Below are 22,282 nucleotides of genomic sequence, written 5' to 3' on the forward strand. Positions count from 1 at the left end.
TGTCGCCTGACGATAATGAGCCAGTAGTTCTTCCGTACTCATGTGGTTAACGATCGCAATCCGTTTCGGCATAAGACGTAGATAGATACACTGCAACGATCCCAGCTTTATTATAAGTATTTATCCGAACTTGATATTAGACTTCTTGGCATTTGTAGGGAAACGGTAAGGGGTAAAGGTAAAAGGGATGGAATTTCCTCTTACCCTTTAACATGAGTCCCTTTCCCCAACCGGAAAGCAAAAGTCACTTTTGCAAGAGACTCCATAAATGGAACTCACAAGGAACAATAAAAATATCTCTTCCCCAGTTCCCAGTCCCCAGTCCCTATTTTTAAGACAGGTCTATTGAGCAGATGAGTTTTTCGACAGTCATTGAAGTTGCGATTGGTTTTATAGGGAACTCCAAGAAATAAATTATCCCGCTTGAAGTTGCTGACTGTTAATTGTGGGATATTTTTTTATTTGGAAGTCCCATAGCAATTTTTTATGTAATATTCTTTACGAGCCGATCGCGAATTATTTGGAGTTGGTCTTGAGTTTTAATTGGCTCTCGCGGTGCTGGCAATTCAGTATTTGGCCAGTTAGGTAAATCATTGCAGGGACATAACAACGCTGGCATCCCAACGTTTCGCGCGGCTACTGGCATACTGCATCGGCTGCAAGGTAGCATATTCCATACTGGTGTTAACAATTCAGCAATAGTTTCGTATGTACCCTCAAGGTAACAATCACCCGATTCCGGTGAAATAATTTTTTGCCAGCATTCTTCAAATTCTTGACTATAGCGATCGCCATTTAGCACCGGTTGGGGCAAAAAGCTTGCCTTACCGTTGCCCGTAATCACCCTCTTACCCAACTGAAACCAGTAGGCAAGGTATCCTTTAACTTCTTGTTTGGTTGCCATATTACAATTCTAGATTTTAGACTTGGGATTTGAGATTAATTTGAATCAACAGTTAAGAATCTTGACTTCTGAATGTTCCAGCATTAGCTCTATTTGGCAATGGCGAACCAAGGATGCTGAGATTGAGAATATGGCCGCCAGTCACTAAATAAACAGTTTCGCTAAGTGTTGCTAGCTGTCTTACTAAAGAACCGAGGCGATCGCGGAACGCCCTTCCCAGGGGATAAGCTGGGATCACACCCCAACCCACTTCTTCTGCTACAAACAGCATATCAGCAGCAACCAATTCCACCGTCTCTAAAAACTCTGCAAGGGTATTTTCCCAGCTAGATTCATCCTGTTCTAGGAGATTGGCAACCCAAGTCCCTAAAGAATCAACTAAGAGGCAAGTATAGGGTTTGGCATCAGCGAGGGTAGCAGACAGTTCCACAGGTACAGATAGAGTTACCCAGTCTTGAGGACGACGTTGTTGGTGTTCTAAAATGCGTTGGTGCCACTCTTGGTCATCTGGGTTATCGGTAGCTGTTGCTATATAAATAACTGCTTTTCCTGACTGCATAGCTAAAGTTTCTGCCCATTCACTTTTACCAGATCGTGCTGGCCCTGTTACTAAGATGATTTTACCCAAAGTTTTTTACTGAGTATTTTAACAAGAGAGGCAGGACGCAGAAGGCAGAAAGCAGAAGGAATATTGCCGTCGCCTCCTATGGTTATTATTGCAAGTGAGCCTGCGGTTTAAGTCTCCAGCAAAATCTAGGATTTCGTGGTCTGGAATTAGATGGGGTTGAGAGCAACAGATAAATTCCAATCTCCTGCCTCCTGCCTCCTCTACATACCCACGGTTACAATTGATCGCCACATTTTTTACTTCATGGGTGAGATTTTTGGTTTCAAATAACTTTTAAGGGATAAAATTAGCACCAACATCATTAGATGTTACAACTGGCAAAAGCCAAAAATCCCAACTACCCCATTCTTAATTATTCAATACTACTGGGGACAGCAAACTTTAGGATGTTTTTATGAACGCAGGCTTAAAACGCATTGAAGCAACTTTACACGATTTAGGGAATCGCGGCACTGCCTCTACTACCGAAACAACTGATTCGACAACAAAACGGCCTTTCTCCTTTAGAATCAGCGTCGGAGCTAACGAACCTACAGAAAGTACACAAATTCCATCCTCTCAGGATGGGGAAGTAAAGTCACAAGGACAAACAGTTGATTTAAATGTAAATGCTGAGAACAATTATCCTTCTGACCAAAATTTCTTTCCTCACCATGAATCTGTGCAGACCTTTCAAGCAGAAGAGAATGGTAACAAAACACCCAGCCTACCCAAGTTGAAAACTCCGACCTTTAGTAGCCATCGCCACGGTGCGAATCCAGCATTGGCGATGAATCTATTGCAAGAAATTCAGGAAACTGTCGGCGGTTGGCAAACAGAATTGCAAAATATTTTGAAACAAATTCAGGATATTTACTTAGAAGGGCCAATTGTCAATGGCTGGTTAGAATCCAATCCCACCGAACCAGAACCAGGAGGAACTGCAACACTGCGCCATGCAGAAGTTGACCGCCTGATGAACTACGTAGAAGAAATTTGTGCCACTGGTGGAAAAGTATCTTATCAATCATCTATTACTGGTTATCGCCTCTGTGGTGTAGACGATACTGGTAAAGTTTGGTCGCGTCCATGTCCACCAGATCAGGTTCCCAATGTTAGTATGGCGATCGCTCGTTACCAAAAGTTACGTCAACTGTTAGGGCGCAAGCAATCTTTGGAAACCCGCCTTAGTCAACTGGCGCAAACTCTTGTAGTTTTACACAGTCATATTCAACAAACGTAAAGTTTTAAAGATTATTTCCGAAGAAACTCGGTTGGTAGGTCGGTAACTTTTGGTTTAGATTAACTCTCAGCAGTTATGCGTTGGATTTAGATTTTAATCTAAAATCGTTCGACTGAGCGTAGCCTAAGTCCCAAATCTCAAATCCAAAATTCAATCTATGCCAGACATCCAAATCTCTGCCATTATCTGTACTTACAATCGAGATACCTATTTAGGGGCTGCAATTGATAGTCTTTTAGCACAGGATTTTGCTGCTGACTTTGAAATTGTGATAGTTGATAATGGATCTAGCGATCGCACTCGTGAGGTTGTAGAACAAAGAACCTACGATTCGCGCCTGAAGTATGTTTTTGAACCCACCATTGGTTTATCTGTCGCCCGTAACACAGGTGCAAAGGTAGCCAGTGGTGATATTCTTGCTTATTTGGATGACGATGCCGTTGCCAGTAAGGGCTGGCTACAAGTTTTATATTCTGCCTATTACAATAATTCTAAGCTAGCGATCGCAGGTGGCAAAGTCACTCTCCTGTGGCCCCCAGGAATTCAACAACCACGGTGGCTATCTCCGGGACTAGCGGCAAATCTGGGTGCATACGATTTAGGTGACGGTAACATCTACATTGAGCAACCTGGCTTAACACCCAGAGGCTTAAATTATTCTATCCGCCGCAGTTTCCTCGAAGAAATTGGCGGTTTCGATCCCCATCTCGGTCGAGTGGGTAAAAATTTATTATCTAACGAAGAACTGCAAATGACCGAATTCGCTCTACAGCGTGGTTGGCAAGTTGCTTATCTTCCCGAAGCACTCGTCGCTCACAATGTAGCCCCAGAACGCCTCCAACGCTCCTGGTTTTTAAACCGGGGCTGGTGGCAGGGTATCAGTGAATGCTATCGAGAACAACTCGCTGGTAAAGCTGGGATCGCTCAATTACAGCGAGGTAGCGAACGGTTTGTGCGAGGCTTATATAAAGCTTTACAGTATTTCTCCGATCCAGCAGAACGGTTTGACAAACTGGTGTATGCTTACGGTCAGATTGGTTACTTAAATGCTGCTATTCAGGGTCTTTTATCTACATCAAATAAGAAATAACTAGTAACATAATTTTTACTCAATATGTCATCTAAAATACCAGTTTCAGTACTAATTCCGGCAAAAAACGAACAAGCTAACTTGCCTGCTTGCCTTACTAGCCTCAGCAGAGCAGATGAAATATTTGTAGTAGATTCTCAAAGTACCGACAACAGCATTGAGATTGCTAAAAGTTACGGTGTAAATGTCGTACAATTCAACTTCAATGGACGCTGGCCTAAAAAGAAAAATTGGTCATTAGATAATTTGCCTTTTCGTAATCAATGGGTGCTAATTGTAGATTGTGATGAGCGGATTACCCCCGAACTTTGGTCAGAAATTGAGCAAGCAATTCAAAATGATGAATATACAGGTTATTATCTCAACCGCCGCGTATTTTTCTTAGGAAAATGGATTCGTTATGGCGGTAAATATCCTGATTGGAATCTACGTTTATTTCAACATAAAAAAGGTCGCTATGAAAATCTAAATACAGAAGATATTCCTAATACTGGTGATAACGAAGTTCACGAACACGTGATTTTGCAAGGGAAAGTTGGATATCTCAAAAATGATATGCTCCACGAAGACTTTCGCGACCTTTACCACTGGTTAGAACGGCACAATAGATATTCCAACTGGGAAGCCAGGGTTTATTTTAATATTCTTACAGGTAAAGATGATAGCGGTACTATCGGCGCTAATCTATTTGGTGATGCCGTACAACGCAAAAGATTTTTGAAAAAAGTCTGGGTACACCTACCATTTAAACCCATTTTGCGGTTTGTTTTATTTTATATAATTCAACGCGGTTTTTTAGATGGCAAAGCAGGATATATCTATGCACGTTTACTCAGTCAATATGAATATCAAATTGGCGTTAAACTTTACGAATTACGCAACTGTGGTGGTCACTTAAATACTGCAACTACGCCGAAGGAGGGAGCAGGGGAGCAGGGGAGCAGAGAAGCAGAAGCAAAGCTATTGACCATTGATTCCTGACAATGACTAATGACCAACCTTTCGTAGATTTACGCAAATATGACCAATCTTGGTTTGACCGAGGGCGTCCAAGTTGGTATGTTTTATTATGGTGGTTTGTACAAGCGATCGCCTTTCCTCTAACTCCTCAACCGTTAAATATTGTACGTTGTGCTTTGCTACGATTATTTGGCGCTTGTATCGGCAAAGGTGTATTAATTCGACCTACAGCCCGCTTTACCTACCCCTGGAAAGTCAATATTGGCAACTACAGTTGGATTGGAGATAACGTAGTTTTATATAGCCTCGATCGAATCCATATTGGCGAACATTGCGTAATTTCCCAAAAAAGTTATCTGTGTACTGGTACTCACGATCTCCAAGATCCTGCCTTTGGGTTGAAAACAGCGAGTATCACCATTGAAAATGGTGCATGGGTAGCGGCAGATTGTTTTGTTGGGCCAGGGGTGCAAATCGGGGCTAATGCTGTAATTGGCGCTCGGAGTAGTGTTTTTATTAATATGCCTTCTGGACAGGTTTGTTGGGGAAGTCCTTGTCGCCCCAAAACGGCTCGACTAAAACTCGATCCCTCCACAACCCCATAGATTTTTATAGATAAACATAGTAAGGGCGCGCAGCTAGCTGTGCGCCCTTAACTTTTCCATATATATATTTGTTTTTGGAAAGAGAATAAAAGTGCGATCGCTATATAGTTTTTTCTAATAAAAATGAGGTATATAGGACTAGTATTTGATTTGTGAGAGTTGCAACCCGTAGATCCCCGACTTCGTAAAAGTTACCGAGGATCTTGTTTTTCACGAATGCTTCAAGATTGTTCTATATACTTCATCACTTGGAAACCGCTATTTTGTGGAAATAGTTTACTTTTATTTAATAAAATATTTTTAATTTAAGTCTAAAATTTGTGTGTATCTAAAAAAATTGGCAGAAAGTATGGTATCTCAAATCAGCCAAGAAATATCTTAAATAGCAAAATTATTTTTGCCATTCCAACAAGTAGACGATCGAGTGCCATCTGCCACACATCTTCATCAACTTGCTAAAACAGGAGTTACGCAAACAATAGCTGAAACCCTGATTTTTAGATAGGAGTAATTTATGAATTGCCCCTACCACCTGTAGTTTTACGTAAGTATTTTAAAAATTTTATTTTCAAGAAAAATCGATTATAGAAGTTTTTAAATAAATTTAATAAGAGGCAAGTATGAATGTTAATACAAATGAAAAACCTGTTATTTTAATAGTCGATGATACTCCTGTTAATTTACAAGTATTATTTGAGTTTTTAGATTATTACAGTTTTCAAGTTTTAGTATCTGAAGATGGGCAAAGTGCCGTTTATATGGCAGAATATGCTTCACCTGACCTGATTTTACTGGATGTATTAATGCCAGGAATTGACGGTTTTGAGACTTGTAAAATTTTGAAAAAAAATCCAGCCACTCAAGATATTCCCGTAATATTTATAACTGCCATGAGTGACAAGGTAGATAAAGTTAAAGGTTTGAATCTTGGGGCTGTAGATTACATTACCAAACCTTTAGAATCTCAAGAGGTTTTAGCTAGGATAAATACCCATTTACGTTTACGGAACCTCACAAAAAAACTCACAGAGCAAAATAAGCGTTTAGAGATCGAAATCTTGGAGCGCCAGCGGGTAGAGGAAAAACTACGATGTCATTCAGATGCATTAGATGAGTGGAACAATCGCTATCAAGCACTAATTCAAGCAAGTGGTCAGATTCTCTACGACTGGCACTTGCATACCAATGAGATTAAATATGATGGCAATGTGGAGCGAATATTAGGTTACTCTATGTCTGAGATGTTGGGAGGTTTGAACCGCTGGTTAAAATTGATTCATCCTGACGATCGCAGCTTCTTTAACAAAGAGATTAACCGCGTTTTATCCACAAAAGAGCGATTCCATCTTGAATTTCGCGTATGTCGTAAAGATGGCAGTTATATCACAGTTGAGAACAATGGGTATATCTTTTTAGACTCGACAGGTAAAGTTGCTCGAATGGCGGGCTTTGTAATTGATATTACCGAACAGCAAGCTGCGCTACGCGAACGCAAAAATGCAGAACAGAAAATCCGCGAGCAAGCTGCTTTGCTTAACATCACCACAGATGCGATTATCGTTCAAAATTTGATTAACCAAATTCAATTTTGGAATCAAGGGGCTGAACATCTCTACGGTTGGATGGCAGAAGAAGTAGTGGGCAAGAATGCTAATCAGCTTTTTTATCAAAAGCAAAGTTTTTGGCAATTGAAAAACATCCAAGAAACTTTAGCTGAGAGTGGTGCGTGGCAAGGTGAGTTATATCAAGTCACAAAACAAGGCAAAGAAATCATTGTTGCTAGTCGCTGGACTCTAGTAAATGACGATGAGGGGCAAGCCAAATCCATCCTGATTGTCAACTCCGACATCACAGAAAAAAAGCAACTTGAAGCCCAGTTTCTCCGGGCCCAACGGATGGAGAGTCTTGGTACTCTAGCAAGTGGCATCGCCCATGACCTCAACAATGCACTGACACCGATAATGATGACAGTACAACTTTTAGAAGCAAAGCTGCCGGATGAAAAAAGTCAGAAATGGCTGACAATTATGGAAACAAATATTAAACGTGCAGCAGATTTAGTTAAACAAGTGCTATGGTTTTCCCGCGGATCTGTAGGTAACTTTAAAACCTTACAGATACGGAATTCGATTTTAGAAATCGAAAATATTGTTAAGCAAACATTTTCCAGAGCTATTGAAATCGACATTGATGTTCCTGGGCAAAACCTGTGGGATGTCTTTGGTGATGCAACTCAGATACACCAAGTACTGATGAACCTCTGCATTAATGCTCGTGATGCTATGCCTCATGGCGGTATCCTAAAGATTTCTGCGAAGAATTTCTGGGTTGATAGCCATTATGCCCGGATGAATATTGATGCTAAGGCGGGTTCTTATGTGATGATTAGCGTGCGCGATACAGGTATAGGAATTAAAAGAGAAATAATAGATAGAATTTTTGAGCCATTTTTCACAACAAAAGAAGTAGGTAAAGGTACAGGGCTTGGTCTTTCAACAGTCCTTGGCATTATCAAAAGCCACAGCGGTTTTGTGAATGTAGTTAGTGAAGTAGGCAAAGGTACAGAGTTTCAAGTTTGCTTACCCGTAACGCAAACAATCGGAGCAGATAGTAAATTAGCTAGACATCAGGAATTACCAGCAGGGCATGGAGAATTAATTCTCGTTGTTGATGATGAAGATTCAATTCGAGAGGTTACTCAAACCTGGTTAGAACAAAATGCTTATAAAGTTTTAGTGGCTAGTGATGGTATTGATGCGATCGCACTATATACAAAACATCAACAAGAAATTAGTGTGGTGTTGGTTGATATGATGATGCCATATATGGATGGCCCAACAACTATCAATGTATTGAAAAAAATTAATCCAGATATCAAAATTATTGGTGTTAGTGGATTAGCCTCCAATCATACAATGATTAAAAACCTTGGTAATAGTGTCAAAACCCTTTTGTCCAAGCCCTACACTTCAAGCGACTTGTTAATGAACTTACAGATGGTGATTAGCACAAAGTAGAGTTTGTCATTAGTCATTAGTCATTAGTCATTTGTCATTAGTGAAGAACCAATTTCCAATGCCCAAGCAAAATGGTAAGTCACAGTGGTAATATGTTTTTATGGCTGCTCTAATCCTTGCTATTGATGAACAAACTATTGGATGAAACGCTGTCAATCAAAATTGCTGAACAGATAAACAGCAGAGCTAGCACTCCGTTTGATAATGCTTATAAAGCAGCATTATCTACAAAGGGAGCAAGGTACATTCAGGGATTTCTAGCTTTTGCTGGGAAGCCATATAGACCGATTGAACACAGTTGGATTGAGCTAGACGACGCCTCCGATGTCCGAATTATCGATCCCACGTTACCTCACCTGAACAAAAATCCTCAAGAAATCTGGTATTTTGCAGCACATAGTCTGACTGTTAAAAAACTGAAAGCCATCATTGAAGAATCAAAAGAAGATTATCCAGAAGACGATCCATTGCCAATTTATGGCGATCCACCTTATGAATATTACGGTGATGTAATGTTGGGTGGTCAAGACTATCTGGCAGCATATCAAGCCGCAGAGGCTAAGTGCAAAGAAATCAACGAACTCAACCCTGAGAGTAACTAATAAAAATGAATTATTTAATTCATAATTACAAACTACGTTACTATTACTTTGCCACAATTTTGACTATTCAGAAGATATTCTATAAGTAGAGCGGTGTAAATAATTCAAGGTTTGTGGTGTTCGCGAACACTACGAAATAATCTCAATATTTTTTACATTACTTAATCTAGTTTGATTTATTCTCACCGACTTACTTAGCTTCAGAGACTTATAAGTAATTATTTTTACTTTTTACCTTTTCTGCGATCTGGTTTGTAGCCATTCAATTAGGGGTCTTAAGGTTCCTGGCAATGCTGACTCACTGACAGTCACTGTATGCTGCTTGCCATTATCTTCTACTGTTAATTTATATTGAAAGCGATCGCTCTGGGGATTTGACGAAGTAATTAGTTCCGGTAGCCTAAATAAATCAGCAACTTCCACTAGTTGGGGAAGTGTGGCAGCTTCATGTGGCGGGAGAGTATCTGTATCAACGGTTGTCTTCTTGGTAATTCCAGCAAAGCCGCCCGTGCGTTCAAATGATACCCGCATTTTTTTGCTCTCCGTTGTGTTATTTAGTTGAAATACATACTAAGACTGGGAGATGATAGTTCTCAACTCCCAGTTTAACAACAACAAACAACACATCTAAAAAGTTAGAAATTAAGAGTTAGGAGTTAGAAGTTAAGAAAAAACTCCTAACTCCTAACTCCTCACTCCTAACTTTAAATAACTCCTACCTTTTGCCAAGCATTTCGCACAGCTTTTTGTTCATTACTGTCATTACCATAGAGTTCGCCAGCAACTTGAATGGTGACGCTGGCAGCTTTTTTAAAATCTGCTTTGGCACGCAAGCGATCGCGTAAAGCTATGTACCATATTTTGCCAGCTTTTTCCCAGGCATAGCCACCAATTTCAACAGCAGCTAGATAAAAGGCATAGTTAGGGATTCCTGAGTTGATATGTACCCCAGCATTATCTTCAGTACCAGTATATTTATCTTTCACATGGGCAGGTTGAGGATCTTTACCCATTACAGAGTCATCGTATGCTGTTCCAGGTGTTTTCATGGAGCGAAGGGCAACACCTTTGACAGTCGGTACTAAAAGACCTTCACCAATCAGCCAATCTGCCTCTTGTGCAGTCTGATTTTTAGTCTTTTGTTTCACCAAGGAACCAAAGACATCAGAAAATGACTCATTCAGTGCCCCAGGTTCGCCATAATACTGTAAACCTGCTTCGTACTGGGTTATACCGTGAGTTAACTCATGTCCAATCACATCAATTGATTTCGTGAAGCGTTGAAATAGTTCTCCGTCGCCATCACCATAAACCATTTGGTCGCCGTTCCAAAAGGCATTATCATATTTGACACCATAATGCACGGTGGAGTCTAAACGTAGTCCTTTATCATCAATGGAATTGCGATCGAACATCTCATGAAACAAATCATAAGTCGCACCAGCAGCATCATAGGCTTCATTTACTGTTGGATCGCTGCTGGGAGGATCGCCCTCAGCACGCACCAGCGTACCAGGAAGTTGCTGCCCATTTTTCGCATCGTAGATGGTGCGGCGTTTCTCACCGGGAGAAGGCGCAAATGAGATATTACCTACGACGTTTCTCCGTCCCTGAAATTGTGCCGAAATACTTAATGTATGAAATGCCCAAGTACGCTGCTGGGGATTGCCATTCACCACGACATTTTTTAGTATATGGGGTGGGATAATACAACAAATAGGGCATCTAGAGTATGGTGATTGCTCATGCTTGAAACCGACTGATTTCTTTTTATTTCGAGCCATCTAAGATATTCTCCTTTTGAAATTAAGTGATGGCAAACAGTGGCTTTAACTCCACTGGAGAAAGAAGCAGAAAAACGAATCCAAATCGCGTGTTCCTGGTTTCTTTTCTGAAGAAAATTTTCTACTCTGTATTTTTGGATAGGTCTGTAGAGGATCGATCGTACCCTCATGGGTACTTATGATGTGGAAATATTGTATAAAAACACAAAGCCAGCTTAATTACTGCAAGTTTCAGCCAAAACTCTTGTGTGAGTTAGCAAGACCTCCTTTACAGACCTAATGCGTTTATATATTAATTCCGATCGAGAGAAATAATATTATTTATTGCTGTTTTGTTACTATCAAGCTGTTAATTCTATAAATGCCTATTGGAGACAAGCTAATCTCAAATCTAGACATCCAAAACCGATAATTTTCACAAACAGCCACCAAACACTGCTAGACCATAATATTTCCAAGGTACTGCAACTGTCTTAAATCCAGCTTTGCTCAACATTTGGAAATGAGCATCTAAGCTAGCTAACTGGTCTTGACTGGAGTAACCTTGAGTAGTGCTAGTGGCACGTTTAGCGCGAATCTCTGTCAAGTTAATTCCCTGTTGAACTGCCCATTCCTCTCGTGCTGCTTTGTAAACTTCTGCTAAGGCTGGTGATTCTGGTAAGGTAGGATCTGCATTCCAAAAACAGCCGTCTTGAGTGAGACTAGCAGCAATTCGCTCAAATAATTTCAACTTCATCTCATCTTGGAGATGGTGAATTGCCAAAGATGAGACACAAGCATCAAATTCGCTACCAATATCCAAGTTCTCTGGATTATCTGCCCAGTCGCCAAAATCTGCTTGTATACCAGTCCAGCGTTGTTGATATCTAGCTGCTGTAATTTTATCTTGAGCAAATTGCAACATTCTCGGTGAGTAATCTAGGGCAATTACTTGGGAATCTGGAAAGCGGTTGAGTATCTTGAGACTAAGTTCGCCTGTACCACAACCTAATTCTAAAATACGCCGACTTGTAGAAGTTAAACAACGGGTAATTACCTCTAACATCTCATCGTATCGCGGTAACAGTTGGCGAATACCAGTGTCAAAATCCGCAGTGTTGGCGAATACTTCTCCGGGAAAGACCTGTTGCATAGGATTTGGAAAAAATACACAAATTAATCAATATTAATCATCCATCATTACTGGGGTATATGCTACATCGATAAGAGAAACTTTTAGTATTAAAATATATGGACTAAAATATATTTTTTCAAAAACAACGTACAATCTTGCTGAGAGATTGCTAAAGTCGTTCAGAGTGAGGATGAGCAAAGTTAATTCTGAGCAGCCTGATATAACAGATAACGATATGCTTCCAGATGAAACAAATCGTTAATTAGCATCAATATTCTATGTAATCGCCGATGAAATCGTGATTTTTCTAACATATAGGATGAATTTTTGATCTTTCATATAGCTGCAAGCCTTACTATGATTGCCATCAAAAAACATTGCCGCGATTATTGCCGTTGTAATAATTTCCGCATCGCCCATTTATCTGCGACAGTCTTCTTAGCGATCGCTCTTGCATTTATGGTGAAATAAGCTGAGGGACTTCCAATAAATAAAATACCCCTGCTGCGCGTTTAGGCGATCGCTCATCATGACAAAATTACCTGATTTTTGTGTAAGTTATGATATAAATTAATTATGAATTACGAATTATCTTAATTGACTTTGCAAATCTTGCTGTCTTCATATTATATAAAGCCTGATTAAGACGAATTTTCCCATACAGTAATTGTCCTTCATGGGTTGTCAGAATCACTTTGTCAGTCCTTAATTGCTGCTGAAATTCTTTAAGACTAGGTACCACCATACTATATTCAATAGGTAAATTCTCAGGCCATGAGGCTGCTGCTAACTTCAGAAATACTATAGCGTAAAAAATCTGACAAACCTGCTGCATGAGGAAAAATCGAGCGCGTTTATAATCGTCAAGGGAGTCACCAAAATACGATCTCAGGTAAATTTCTGCTTGCGCTGCATTGGTCATAAAGTAATTAGCAACGTTGGCTAAATCAACATAACGGTCATTTTGAAATGCTACCTCCCAATCAATAAGCCATATCTTTTTTCCATCAAAAAGAATGTTATTCGGATTGAGATCGTTATGACTCGCAACTACATCGGTATCGTAGCGCGGATAAAATTGTTGAATTTCTAAGTAATATCTTAAATGTTCTTCAATGGCACTGGCTGGCAAAAATTCTAAAGCCTGAAACTGCTGAATAAATAAATCGATACCATCTAAAAAATTTACAATTTTCGGAAAAATTGGTAAAGAATGAATCGACTTTACCACATTTGCCAATTCCGGTAAAAAATTATCTGGTGAACCAAAATGCTCAGATAAAGATATTGTTCTAATAAAATCCGTAATCGATACAGCGTCTACTGCATTAGTATAATAGACAATTGGTGCAATACCAGCTTCGGCGGCAATATTCATACAAATATATTGCCGCACTGGGTCACTAAGTTCATCAATTTGAATGACAATTCTTAATACATAAGCTTTGCCATTCACTATAATTTTGTAAACCAGCGCAGAACTAAGCCCACCCGTCAGAAGTTCAATGCTTTCAACAGTTTTGGTATTGAAGGTTGTTTGCAGTGCTTTTTCGACAGCTTCTAGTTTTGCTTCTGGTATCAGTGATTGTAAGGTAGCTTGTGTCATCAGCCTACGCCGTAAGAGATTATACAAAAGATTTGGTTTTAGCACTCATTACTTGTTTTGCGATCGCACTTACCGTTTCTGTCCATAGATGATTGGGATACTGTAAACTAAAAATGCCACTACTTCCCAAATTAGACAATCCAAATCTACGATGACGATTTCGGTATTGATTAGATAAAATTGGGTATGCCTGCTGATATGGCTGTGGATTACTTCTCAAAATCTAACTGTGCAGAATATGGTTTCCGAGAATATTTTGCTTTGCGATGTCTAGAAACGAGGCTTTCGTTTTAATAAGTTAATAAGGCTGGGGATTTAGTTTTATGGATCTCCCTGAAGTCATTAGTTCAGTAAGAACCTGTCTTTCCATTAACCTCTATCTTCTGTCAGGTGCGAACTGACATAAAACGTACTAATCTACCTCTAGTGGGAGAGGCTTCGCTGTGTTGGGTTGAGCAAAAGATGGATTTTAGTCAGACTCTAATTGCAAAAAGTGATGCCATTCTCGATCGATGGGTAGAAGCAGTTTACCAAGATGAACAAATTGAAGCTACTAATGAACTTACTTTCAAAGCTGTACGGGATAGCTTACCCCGCGTTTTGACAGCATTAGCAACAGTACTTTCTGAATCTGCAACGAGCGATTTGCAGACAGTAGTAGATGCAAGTTTAGAACACGGTACACTCCGCGCCCAACAGGGATTTGAACCAGAGGAAATTGCGCGAGAGTATCGTTTACTCAGGTTTGTGATTTTTTCCTTTTTAGAAGAAGATTTATTACAGGGATCTGCACAAGAAGTGCTAAGGGCTGTTCGCTTGATTGATACAGTAATTGATGAAGCGATCGCGCGATGCTTTAATAGTTATACTCAAGGACGATTACAAGAGCTTAAACAACTCCAAAGTCAGTTGCGGTTGACTAACCAAGAGCTAACTCGTTTGGTTCGTGCTAGTAAAGAAAGTCTCTCTCATTTGGCTCATGAGCTGAAGACGCCTCTTACTTCAATCATCGGTTATGCAGACTTATTTCTGCGCCAGCAGCGTCAACAATCAGAACTCAAAGACACCTATACAAATCTTGAAAGTATCGAGCGAGTTCTCAAAAGTGGTAGACTTATTGTCCGGTTAATTAACGATACTCTGGAAATTTCGCGTTACGATGCCGGACAGATGAAATTGCAGCCGACTCTAACTGATGTGCGTAGTTTAATCAACTCTATTTTAGAGATGATTGAGCCATTAGCGCGTGCGAAAGAATTATCCTTGGTTGTTGAATGCGAACGCGCTCCAAGTCAGGTGATCGCAGATCCTCTTCGGCTTCAGCAAATTCTGACAAATCTGCTCAGTAACGCAATTCGCTACACAGAATCTGGTTCAATTCATTTGGAGTGCTGGACGGTATCTCAACAGCAGTGGGCTATCTCTGTTACTGATAGTGGTATTGGTATTTCTTTGGATGCTCAAGCACAAATCTTCAATCCTTATTTTCGGGAAGTAACTGCTCCCCAAGTGCAAAGTTCTGATGGTACAGGATTAGGTTTAGCAATAGTCTCTCGATTGGTTCAGTTAATGGATGGTGAAATTAAAGTAGATTCACAACTAGGAAAAGGATCTACATTTACTGTAATTTTGCCATTAGAAGCAATCGTTAAAGTATGACTGTCGCTTTCTTAAAATTCAAAACTTGAGAGTAAAATTGCAACTTAAACTGGTGCGTTACACTGTGTTAACGCACCTAAAATTGGCGCATCTACTCGTCAATTTGACCAACGCGGCGGATATTCAAAATGTCGCTCATTTTCTTAATTTGGACAAACACTTGCTCTAGTTGAGAGCGATCGCGTATATCTATTCCTAAGTCGATCAATGCAGGTTGACCAGCAGAGGTTTTCACCTGAGCATGACGGACATTAATTCCTTGGTCACTCAACCGTGACAAAATATCCTTTAGTACCCCTACACGGTCAAGAGCTTCAATTTGAACATCCACTGGGTAAGTATGCGGACGACCACTATTTTCGGCGGCTGGGTTCCATCTAACTGGTACTAAACGCTCATATTCCACAGTCTCTAGATTATTGCAGCCTTGGCGATGAATTGAAATCCCCCTACCTCGCGTTACCACACCAATAATTGGTTCGCCAGGAATCGGGGTACAACACCCAGCTAAATAATATACCAATCCCTCTACCCCAATAATTGGCGAATCTGTGGAGCGTGAAGTAGTTGGAGGTGCATCTCGCAAAGCTTTTGATGTCGCTGGTTCTTTGGGGATAAATGGTGACACAGTGGCAACTGGTTGTTGCCCCTTCGCTACTTCTCGCCAGCGATTTAGCACTAGGTTCAACGTAATTTCTCCGTAACCTAAACCGGCAAGTAAATCTTCTACGCTGTGATAGTTACACTTTTCAGCGACAATTTGCATCGCATCCGACTTCAGCAGACTATCAAAACCAGTTTTACCCAGTTCCTTTTCTAACAGCTCCCGTCCACGGGCGACATTTTCTTCCCGGCGCGATCGCTTGTACCATTGTTTTATCCGATATTTCGCTGCCGAAGTTCTGACAAAGTTCAACCAATCTAAACTCGGATGGCAGTTCTTTTGGGTGAGAACTTCTACAATATCGCCATTGTGCAGCCGCGTTGACAATGGCACCATTCGCCCATTCACCCGCGCTCCTGAACAGTGGTTTCCGACTTCTGTATGAATGCGATAAGCAAAATCTACAGTAGTAGCACCGGGACTTAAAGGCACAACATCCCCCTTAGGGGTGAAGACATAGACATCATCTTCAAATAGATTATCTTTGACGCTATCAAGATATTCTTGGGCATCCTTAAGATCGGTTTGCCATTCTAGCAGTTGCCGCAGCCAAGTAAACTTGTCATCTGTCGCTGTCAAATGGCTAATGCTAGAACCACCTGTTTCTTTATACTTCCAATGAGCGGCAATCCCATACTCGGCGATATGATGCATTTCGATTGTCCGAATTTGCACTTCTAAAGGACGGCCAGTTAATCCAATCACCCCAGTATGCAACGACTGGTAACGGTTAGGTTTTGGCAGTCCAATGTAGTCTTTAAATCTCCCAGGAATTGGGCGAAAAGCATCATGAACCACCGCCAACGCCCGATAGCATTCTTCATTGGTTTGAACAATTATTCGCAGCGCTGCCAAATCGTAAATTTCATGAAATTCCTTTTGCTGGCGGTGCATTTTTTGGTAAATGCTATAAAGGTGCTTGGGACGACCGCTAATCTCCTGAAAGTGGATTCCAGCTTGCTGCAAACGCTCTTGCAACATATTCGTAGCTCTAACCAACTTCTCTTCTCGCGCCGTGCGTTTTTCAGAGACATGCTCTTGCATTTGGCGGTAAGCTTCCGGTTCCAAATACTTAAAAGCCAAATCTTCCAGTTCCCATTTAATTCGCCAAATCCCCAAGCGATTGGCTAAGGGTGCGAATATATCTCGCGTTTCCTGGGCACTGCGGCGGCGGCTGGCCTCTGACATATATTGTAAAGTTCGCATATTATGCAAACGATCTGCCAATTTCACCACAATTACCCGAATATCTTGCGCCATTGCCAAAAACATCCGCCGGAAGTTTTCGGCTTGGCTTTCGGTTTTGCTGGTGAAATTGATTTTAGAAAGCTTGGTGACACCTTCGACCAATTGCCGCACTTCTGGGCCAAAGCGTTCTTCTATTTCTTGACTTGTAACTTCTGTATCTTCAACGACATCATGGAGAAATCCAGCTGCTATCATAGCAGCACTGCCTCCCAAGTCACGCAACAATTCAGCCACAGCGATGGGATGAGCAATGTATGGTTCTCCCGATTTGCGATATTGACCTTCATGCAGTTGGTAAGCAAATTCAAATGCCCGACCAATTAAGACTGCATCATGATGCCTTCGGTCATCTTCTGCTGCGCCGTTACTTGTCGATGACTCCTTCAAACATTTTTTTAACCATTCGGGAATGGCAAGGTCAACTGATGAATTTATCGCTATACTGCTCATACAATTTGGGTTTGAATGGATCGGTAGATAAGTGAATGATAAATAAAACTAGCAGCATCGCCCTGATAAAGATGCTGTTGCCCAAAGACGGGTTGGAAAAAGCAGTGTAAGGACGATTCTCCAATTGCCAGTGGTAGTCATCCAGTTTGAATTTCAAGGATCGTTAAAGAAAATCCATTGATGGCAAATAAAGCCCCAAATTACGATTTGAGGCTTTTAGTGCTGATAAGTCTTTAAGAAAGTTTATTGTAGAAGAAAAATTACTTGACATTAATACTATCTTAACTAGCACTGGATGTCTTTAAACCGTGAGAAATATCTGGCATTCGTAACTTTGTTAGAGCAATTACGCTCCGATGCCACAACTACCCAAATCGCTACGCCAGAACTGCGGCAGCGTGTAGCCACGTTGCAGCAATTTTTCGGGCAACAGATTGTGCCTTTGGCTGATGAAAACTGGCGAGTGCAGTCTTATCAAACGGAGATGAGCAAGCAATTGCGCCTGTTGGAAATAGATGTGATGTTTTTGCAAGGAGCGCGGCAAGCATCTACTGTACAAACGAGACTTCAAACGATTAGCGATCGCTTGACAACTCTCATTCAATACTGTGATGCCATTCTGCAACCAGAAGTGGAAGGAGAAAAATAACAATTGTTCACCTTTTTCTCTAATTTCTCCATCATCTCATTTATGACCGATGATGAAAAGTTATTTTTGCAACAAGTTGGAAATGGGGACTGGGGACTGGGGATTTGGGACTGGGGATTTGGGATTTGGGATTTGGGATTGGTTATTCTCTTTGTCTTTCTTGTCTCCCTTGTCTCTCTATTCCCCACTCTCAATGCCTTTGAGGAGAAGATTCATGGTGCGGCGCATGTATGCTTCTACTGGCTCGGTTGTGGGTTTGAAGATCAGTGCATAATATAGTGAACCGCTTACAAGGTCGATAATTAAGTCTACGTCTGCGTCCTTGTGAATTTCGCCTCTGGACTTGGCACGTTTAAGTATTTTAGAAAAGGCTTCACGTCTGAGTTTTGTATATTTTGTCCAGTAAACCTCGGCAAACTGAGGATTGCTAGACGCTGTACTAATAATCAGTGCAAGTGTCTGACGACCAAGGGGACTATCTATTTTTTTGGCGGCATTCTTAATCAGGATATCCATGTCTCCCCAAAAGCTGTCGGTATCGGGGATCGCTAAATCATCTCTGAGACTTTCGATCGCGTCTGCAACTAGTTCTTCTTTGGAAGTATAACGCCGATAGATGGTTGTTTTACCAACTCCAGCACGAGAAGCGATCGCTTCTATACTCATGCTTTCATATCCTACCTCTGCAAGCAGATCCAAAGTTGCTTGCAGAATCGCTTGGTCGGCGTGGATGCTGCGTGGGCGTCCAGAGGTGCTGTTGATTTGCTTACTCATAAAAATATCATCCCCAAGCAATATCTTTTTGGTCATTTACTCCACTGTTGGGCAGAGAACATCGCTTCTGGGAAACAAATAAGCTTTATAACCCAATTCTCACACACTAAAACAGCAGCTAATGACCATCCATCTTTAGCATAGGTATTTCTGCCACTTTTCAGAAAAAACTCTCTTGACCGTTTTTATATGATACGCTACCGTAGCGTATATATACAATACTTAATTTTAGCTTTGGCATTGCTTGACATCTCCCAAATATTATTTGTGCTAAATAATGGCTATCAACATTAAAGGTTCTAGTTTTGACCAATTTGGTTATGTCCACGGGCCATTGAAGTGGGCGATCGCATTTACGGCTTCTCTTGGTGCAATATTAGAAGTAATTGATACTAGTATTGTTAACGTTGCTCTCACTGATATCCAAGCTACCTTGGGTGCAACTGTCAGTGAAGTGGGTTGGGTAGTTAGCGGATATGCGATCGCTAACGTCGTCTTAATTCCCTTATCTGCATGGTTGGGAGATTACTTTGGGCGTAAAACCTACTTTATCTTCTCGCTAGTTGGTTTTACGATTTCCTCTATTTTATGTGGGCTGTCCTTCAATCTACCGATGTTGATTGCGGCTCGAATTCTTCAAGGTTTATGCGGTGGCGGATTGCTAGCGAAAGCCCAAGCGATTTTATTTGAGACTTTTCCCCCAGCTGAACAAGGTTTGGCCCAAGCAGTTTTTGGCGTGGGTGTAATTGCTGGGCCAGCAATTGGCCCAACCTTAGGAGGATTTTTAGTAGATGGTTTAGGCTGGCGCTGGATTTTCTTTGTCAACATTCCCTTTGGGATCGTTGCAGTCCTGATGTCTTTGGCGTTTTTGCCAAAAAATAAGGATAAGAGCGATACAAAGAACCAAGCTGTTGATTGGTGGGGAATTGGCTTTTTAATCGTGGCCGTGGGTAGCATACAAACTGTATTAGAAGAAGGGGAAACAGACGACTGGTTTTCCTCTAATTTCATCGTCTCTCTGACTATCCTCGGTATTATCGGCTTGGGGTTGTTTATTTGGCGAGAACTGAAAACAGATCACCCGGCTGTGGATTTGAGAGTTTTGCGCCACCGTTCTTTAGCTGCGGGAAGCGTTCTTTCAGCAGTGGTGGGTATGGGGCTTTATGGCGCACTGTTTGCTGTGCCGATATTTGCTCAGAGCGTGCTGCAATTTACGGCAACACAAACAGGACTATTATTAGCACCTGGGGCTTTAGCGTCTGCGATCGGGATGGTTTTATTAGGCAAACTGACTAGTATAGTTGATGCCCGATTTTTAATTGCGATCGGCGCTGTCGGCTCATCTGGAGTCATGTTTCAATTGGCAGCAATTACTCCACAAAGCGGCACAGACGATTTATTTTGGCCATTGGTATGGCGCGGAGCTTTTACTGTATTTATGTTTCTCCCTTTGAGTTTGGCAGTTTTAGGCCCGCTACCCAAAAAAGATATTTCTGCTGGTTCTGGTTTCTACAACCTGACTCGACAACTAGGTGGTAGTATTGGCATTGCCCTACTTACTACTCTGCTTGACCAAAGACAGACTTTTCATCGAGCTATCTTATTAGCAAAACTTAGCCCTTATGACCCAGAAACCAATCAACGTCTTGACTTACTCAATGGGGCACTTCAAAGCCAAGGTATGGATGCGGCAACAGCACAACAACAAGCACTAGCTTTATTAAGTCAAACAGTAGATATTCAAGCTGCGGTTTTATCTTACGCAGATTGCTTTCGAGTGGTAGGGATAGGGTTTCTTTGCTCATTACCTCTGTTGCTATTTTTGGGTAAAGGCGGTGCAGGAGTGAAAGCGCCAGTCGGGCACTAAGTTCAAGGAAATAAAGAAATAGCGATCGCATCCCTATTCTAAATTTTCTGAGTGCAAAACTACGTAATAACACGGCTTTTGGATTATTTTCTGCCGAAAGTGATAGCAGAAAATTAATACACACCGATCGATCTGGATGAAAAAAGTAAAAGTCCCACTCAGTTTTGAGCGGGACTATGTGAAGTCTTATTTCTAAAATGAGAAATCTTAAATCTTAGAAAAAGTTCATGATTGTAATAACCCCAACGCTGGTTAACATCATTAAAACGCCCATAATTATAGACTGACCTAATGGATTGCTGAATTTTGCGTTGTTCATTTAAGTAAAATCCCTTTTATTAATAGTTCCTTAACCATATCAAAATCAGTATAAATATCTATAAAACTAATGCAAAACTTAAATTACCGTAAAGTTTCTTAATAAAAACTATCACAAACACTTTTGTATAATTTATATTAAGTAAATGGCGTAGTTATTTTCTTGTCCCATTCCCCATTTTCAAAATGTAGTAATTTCCACCCAAAATAATTACCTTATCTCCGAGCGGAATACGTGTCTTGATGCAGTAAGATCGATATTAATCAAGGTAGAAAATATTTGAATAGAAGATTATCATGACAGTCTCCACGGCATCTAGAAATCAAGCGATCGCTTTTGACTTAGAAAAATTAAATGAGCAATTTGAAACTGCCACACCCAAAGACATACTGGCATGGTCTATAGAGAATATCCCAACGGGACTGGTGCAAACAAGCGCCTTTAACGTGGATGACATGATAATTACCCATATTCTTTACAGCGAACTGAAGCATCCCGTTCCTGTAATCTTTCTCGACACTTTGCACCACTTCCCTGAAAGCCTAGAATTAGTTGCCAAAGCCAAACAAATCTATAATCTGGATTTGCAAACTTTCAAAACTCCAGACGTAGACACCCGCGAAGCCTTTGAAGCCAAATACGGCGATAAACTTTGGGACACGGATATTGCCCAATTCCACAATATTACAAAAATCGAACCATTATTACGGGGTTTAGACGAACTCAACAGCGTTGCTTGGATTACCGGTCGCCGCCGTGACCAAGCAGTAACCCGTGCAAATATGCCCATATTTGAATTTGATAATAAAGGTCGGCTGAAAGTAAATCCCATAGCTACTTGGACACGCCAAGATAGTTGGGTTTACGTAGCTGAACATGGAGTCATCTACAACCCCCTCCACGACCAAGGTTATCCCAGCATCGGCGACCAACCGATTACCACCAAAGTAGGCGAAGGCGAAGACGAACGCGCCGGACGCTGGCGGGGAAGTGAAAAAACAGAATGTGGAATTCATATTTAGTCATTGGTCATTTGTCATTAGTCATTAGTCATTGGTCAAAAATGACAAAGGACAAACGGTTAAGGACTCATTTAGTCATTTGTAATTAGTATTAGACA

Annotated in this window: 19 protein-coding genes; 10 read left to right on the plus strand and 9 right to left on the minus strand. The window is 41.0% G+C overall.

What is annotated here, in order from left to right; all coding sequences use genetic code 11:
• Window positions 1–484 precede the first annotated feature (484 nt).
• Entirely contained in the window at window positions 485–904 is a 420-nt protein-coding gene (locus RMY32_RS09940; RefSeq protein WP_322708541.1) for a hypothetical protein, read from the minus strand.
• Window positions 905–956: 52 nt separating this feature from the next.
• Entirely contained in the window at window positions 957–1,532 is a 576-nt protein-coding gene (gene cobU / locus RMY32_RS09945) for a bifunctional adenosylcobinamide kinase/adenosylcobinamide-phosphate guanylyltransferase (protein WP_322708542.1), read from the minus strand.
• A 394-nt stretch (window positions 1,533–1,926) separates the two neighbouring features.
• Here cobU and RMY32_RS09950 point away from each other — a divergent pair, with 394 nt between their 5' ends.
• From RMY32_RS09950 to RMY32_RS09975, 6 genes are all read left to right on the plus strand, one after another.
• Window positions 1,927–2,754 (plus strand): hypothetical protein, encoded by an 828-nt coding sequence (locus tag RMY32_RS09950; protein WP_322708543.1) that lies wholly within the window; start codon window positions 1,927–1,929, stop codon window positions 2,752–2,754.
• Between the two features lie 157 nt (window positions 2,755–2,911).
• The gene (locus RMY32_RS09955; RefSeq protein ID WP_322708544.1) at window positions 2,912–3,844 is read left to right on the plus strand and encodes a glycosyltransferase family A protein; all 933 of its coding nucleotides are present in this window, start codon (window positions 2,912–2,914) and stop codon (window positions 3,842–3,844) included.
• A 24-nt stretch (window positions 3,845–3,868) separates the two neighbouring features.
• On the plus strand, window positions 3,869–4,825 hold the full coding sequence (locus RMY32_RS09960) for a glycosyltransferase family 2 protein (RefSeq protein ID WP_322708545.1): 957 nt from the start codon (window positions 3,869–3,871) through the stop codon (window positions 4,823–4,825).
• 2 nt (window positions 4,826–4,827) lie between these two features.
• Window positions 4,828–5,409: a hormogonium polysaccharide biosynthesis acetyltransferase HpsU gene (gene hpsU / locus RMY32_RS09965; RefSeq protein ID WP_322708546.1), complete on the plus strand. Its 582-nt coding sequence runs from the start codon at window positions 4,828–4,830 to the stop codon at window positions 5,407–5,409.
• Window positions 5,410–6,029: 620 nt separating this feature from the next.
• Entirely contained in the window at window positions 6,030–8,426 is a 2,397-nt protein-coding gene (locus RMY32_RS09970) for a response regulator (protein ID WP_322708547.1), read from the plus strand.
• A gap of 125 nt (window positions 8,427–8,551) precedes the next feature.
• A complete protein-coding gene (locus RMY32_RS09975) occupies window positions 8,552–9,028 on the plus strand; it encodes a hypothetical protein (RefSeq protein ID WP_322708548.1) in 477 nt (158 codons plus the stop codon).
• A gap of 231 nt (window positions 9,029–9,259) precedes the next feature.
• Here RMY32_RS09975 and RMY32_RS09980 read toward each other — a convergent pair whose 3' ends face one another.
• The 5 genes from RMY32_RS09980 to RMY32_RS10000 all read right to left on the minus strand — a co-directional run bounded on the left by RMY32_RS09980 (window position 9,260) and on the right by RMY32_RS10000 (window position 13,752).
• Entirely contained in the window at window positions 9,260–9,559 is a 300-nt protein-coding gene (locus RMY32_RS09980) for a protealysin inhibitor emfourin (RefSeq protein WP_322708549.1), read from the minus strand.
• A 173-nt stretch (window positions 9,560–9,732) separates the two neighbouring features.
• Complete coding sequence (locus tag RMY32_RS09985) at window positions 9,733–10,812, minus strand: M4 family metallopeptidase (protein ID WP_322708550.1); 1,080 nt, start codon at window positions 10,810–10,812, stop codon at window positions 9,733–9,735.
• A gap of 415 nt (window positions 10,813–11,227) precedes the next feature.
• A complete protein-coding gene (locus tag RMY32_RS09990; protein WP_322708551.1) occupies window positions 11,228–11,944 on the minus strand; it encodes a class I SAM-dependent methyltransferase in 717 nt (238 codons plus the stop codon).
• 556 nt (window positions 11,945–12,500) lie between these two features.
• Window positions 12,501–13,532, minus strand: coding sequence for a choline kinase family protein (locus RMY32_RS09995; protein ID WP_322708552.1), 1,032 nt, complete (start codon window positions 13,530–13,532; stop codon window positions 12,501–12,503).
• Window positions 13,533–13,551: 19 nt separating this feature from the next.
• Window positions 13,552–13,752 (minus strand): hypothetical protein, encoded by a 201-nt coding sequence (locus RMY32_RS10000; protein ID WP_322708553.1) that lies wholly within the window; start codon window positions 13,750–13,752, stop codon window positions 13,552–13,554.
• A 242-nt stretch (window positions 13,753–13,994) separates the two neighbouring features.
• On the opposite strand from RMY32_RS10000, the gene RMY32_RS10005 reads away from it, so the two are divergent.
• Window positions 13,995–15,191 (plus strand): HAMP domain-containing sensor histidine kinase, encoded by a 1,197-nt coding sequence (locus tag RMY32_RS10005; RefSeq protein ID WP_322708573.1) that lies wholly within the window; start codon window positions 13,995–13,997, stop codon window positions 15,189–15,191.
• Window positions 15,192–15,282: 91 nt separating this feature from the next.
• Here RMY32_RS10005 and RMY32_RS10010 read toward each other — a convergent pair whose 3' ends face one another.
• Window positions 15,283–17,553, minus strand: coding sequence for a bifunctional (p)ppGpp synthetase/guanosine-3',5'-bis(diphosphate) 3'-pyrophosphohydrolase (locus RMY32_RS10010; protein ID WP_322708554.1), 2,271 nt, complete (start codon window positions 17,551–17,553; stop codon window positions 15,283–15,285).
• Between the two features lie 295 nt (window positions 17,554–17,848).
• Here RMY32_RS10010 and patD point away from each other — a divergent pair, with 295 nt between their 5' ends.
• Window positions 17,849–18,202 (plus strand): heterocyst frequency control protein PatD, encoded by a 354-nt coding sequence (gene patD / locus RMY32_RS10015; RefSeq protein ID WP_322708556.1) that lies wholly within the window; start codon window positions 17,849–17,851, stop codon window positions 18,200–18,202.
• A gap of 177 nt (window positions 18,203–18,379) precedes the next feature.
• Here patD and RMY32_RS10020 read toward each other — a convergent pair whose 3' ends face one another.
• Window positions 18,380–18,976 (minus strand): TetR/AcrR family transcriptional regulator, encoded by a 597-nt coding sequence (locus RMY32_RS10020; protein WP_322708557.1) that lies wholly within the window; start codon window positions 18,974–18,976, stop codon window positions 18,380–18,382.
• 277 nt (window positions 18,977–19,253) lie between these two features.
• Here RMY32_RS10020 and RMY32_RS10025 point away from each other — a divergent pair, with 277 nt between their 5' ends.
• On the plus strand, window positions 19,254–20,843 hold the full coding sequence (locus RMY32_RS10025; protein ID WP_322708558.1) for a DHA2 family efflux MFS transporter permease subunit: 1,590 nt from the start codon (window positions 19,254–19,256) through the stop codon (window positions 20,841–20,843).
• A gap of 615 nt (window positions 20,844–21,458) precedes the next feature.
• Window positions 21,459–22,184: a phosphoadenosine phosphosulfate reductase gene (gene cysH, locus RMY32_RS10030; protein WP_322708559.1), complete on the plus strand. Its 726-nt coding sequence runs from the start codon at window positions 21,459–21,461 to the stop codon at window positions 22,182–22,184.
• Window positions 22,185–22,282 lie beyond the last annotated feature (98 nt).

Origin of the sequence: Nostoc sp. ChiSLP03a (genome assembly GCF_034531215.2) — a bacterium.
Taxonomy (GTDB): domain Bacteria; phylum Cyanobacteriota; class Cyanobacteriia; order Cyanobacteriales; family Nostocaceae; genus Nostoc.

Bases quoted from the DNA above. Each gene is read 5' to 3' on its own strand.
- RMY32_RS09940 (WP_322708541.1), bottom strand. From the start codon at position 904: ATGGCAACCAAACAAGAAGTTAAAGGATACCTTGCCTACTGGTTTCAG.
- RMY32_RS09950 (WP_322708543.1), top strand. From the start codon at position 1,927: ATGAACGCAGGCTTAAAACGCATTGAAGCAACTTTACACGATTTAGGG.
- RMY32_RS09955 (WP_322708544.1), top strand. From the start codon at position 2,912: ATGCCAGACATCCAAATCTCTGCCATTATCTGTACTTACAATCGAGAT.
- RMY32_RS09960 (WP_322708545.1), top strand. From the start codon at position 3,869: ATGTCATCTAAAATACCAGTTTCAGTACTAATTCCGGCAAAAAACGAA.
- hpsU (WP_322708546.1), top strand. From the start codon at position 4,828: ATGACTAATGACCAACCTTTCGTAGATTTACGCAAATATGACCAATCT.
- RMY32_RS09970 (WP_322708547.1), top strand. From the start codon at position 6,030: ATGAATGTTAATACAAATGAAAAACCTGTTATTTTAATAGTCGATGAT.
- RMY32_RS09975 (WP_322708548.1), top strand. From the start codon at position 8,552: ATGAACAAACTATTGGATGAAACGCTGTCAATCAAAATTGCTGAACAG.
- RMY32_RS09980 (WP_322708549.1), bottom strand. From the start codon at position 9,559: ATGCGGGTATCATTTGAACGCACGGGCGGCTTTGCTGGAATTACCAAG.
- RMY32_RS09985 (WP_322708550.1), bottom strand. From the start codon at position 10,812: ATGGCTCGAAATAAAAAGAAATCAGTCGGTTTCAAGCATGAGCAATCA.
- RMY32_RS09990 (WP_322708551.1), bottom strand. From the start codon at position 11,944: ATGCAACAGGTCTTTCCCGGAGAAGTATTCGCCAACACTGCGGATTTT.
- RMY32_RS09995 (WP_322708552.1), bottom strand. From the start codon at position 13,532: ATGACACAAGCTACCTTACAATCACTGATACCAGAAGCAAAACTAGAA.
- RMY32_RS10005 (WP_322708573.1), top strand. From the start codon at position 13,995: ATGGATTTTAGTCAGACTCTAATTGCAAAAAGTGATGCCATTCTCGAT.
- RMY32_RS10010 (WP_322708554.1), bottom strand. From the start codon at position 17,553: ATGAGCAGTATAGCGATAAATTCATCAGTTGACCTTGCCATTCCCGAA.
- patD (WP_322708556.1), top strand. From the start codon at position 17,849: ATGTCTTTAAACCGTGAGAAATATCTGGCATTCGTAACTTTGTTAGAG.
- RMY32_RS10020 (WP_322708557.1), bottom strand. From the start codon at position 18,976: ATGAGTAAGCAAATCAACAGCACCTCTGGACGCCCACGCAGCATCCAC.
- RMY32_RS10025 (WP_322708558.1), top strand. From the start codon at position 19,254: ATGGCTATCAACATTAAAGGTTCTAGTTTTGACCAATTTGGTTATGTC.
- cysH (WP_322708559.1), top strand. From the start codon at position 21,459: ATGACAGTCTCCACGGCATCTAGAAATCAAGCGATCGCTTTTGACTTA.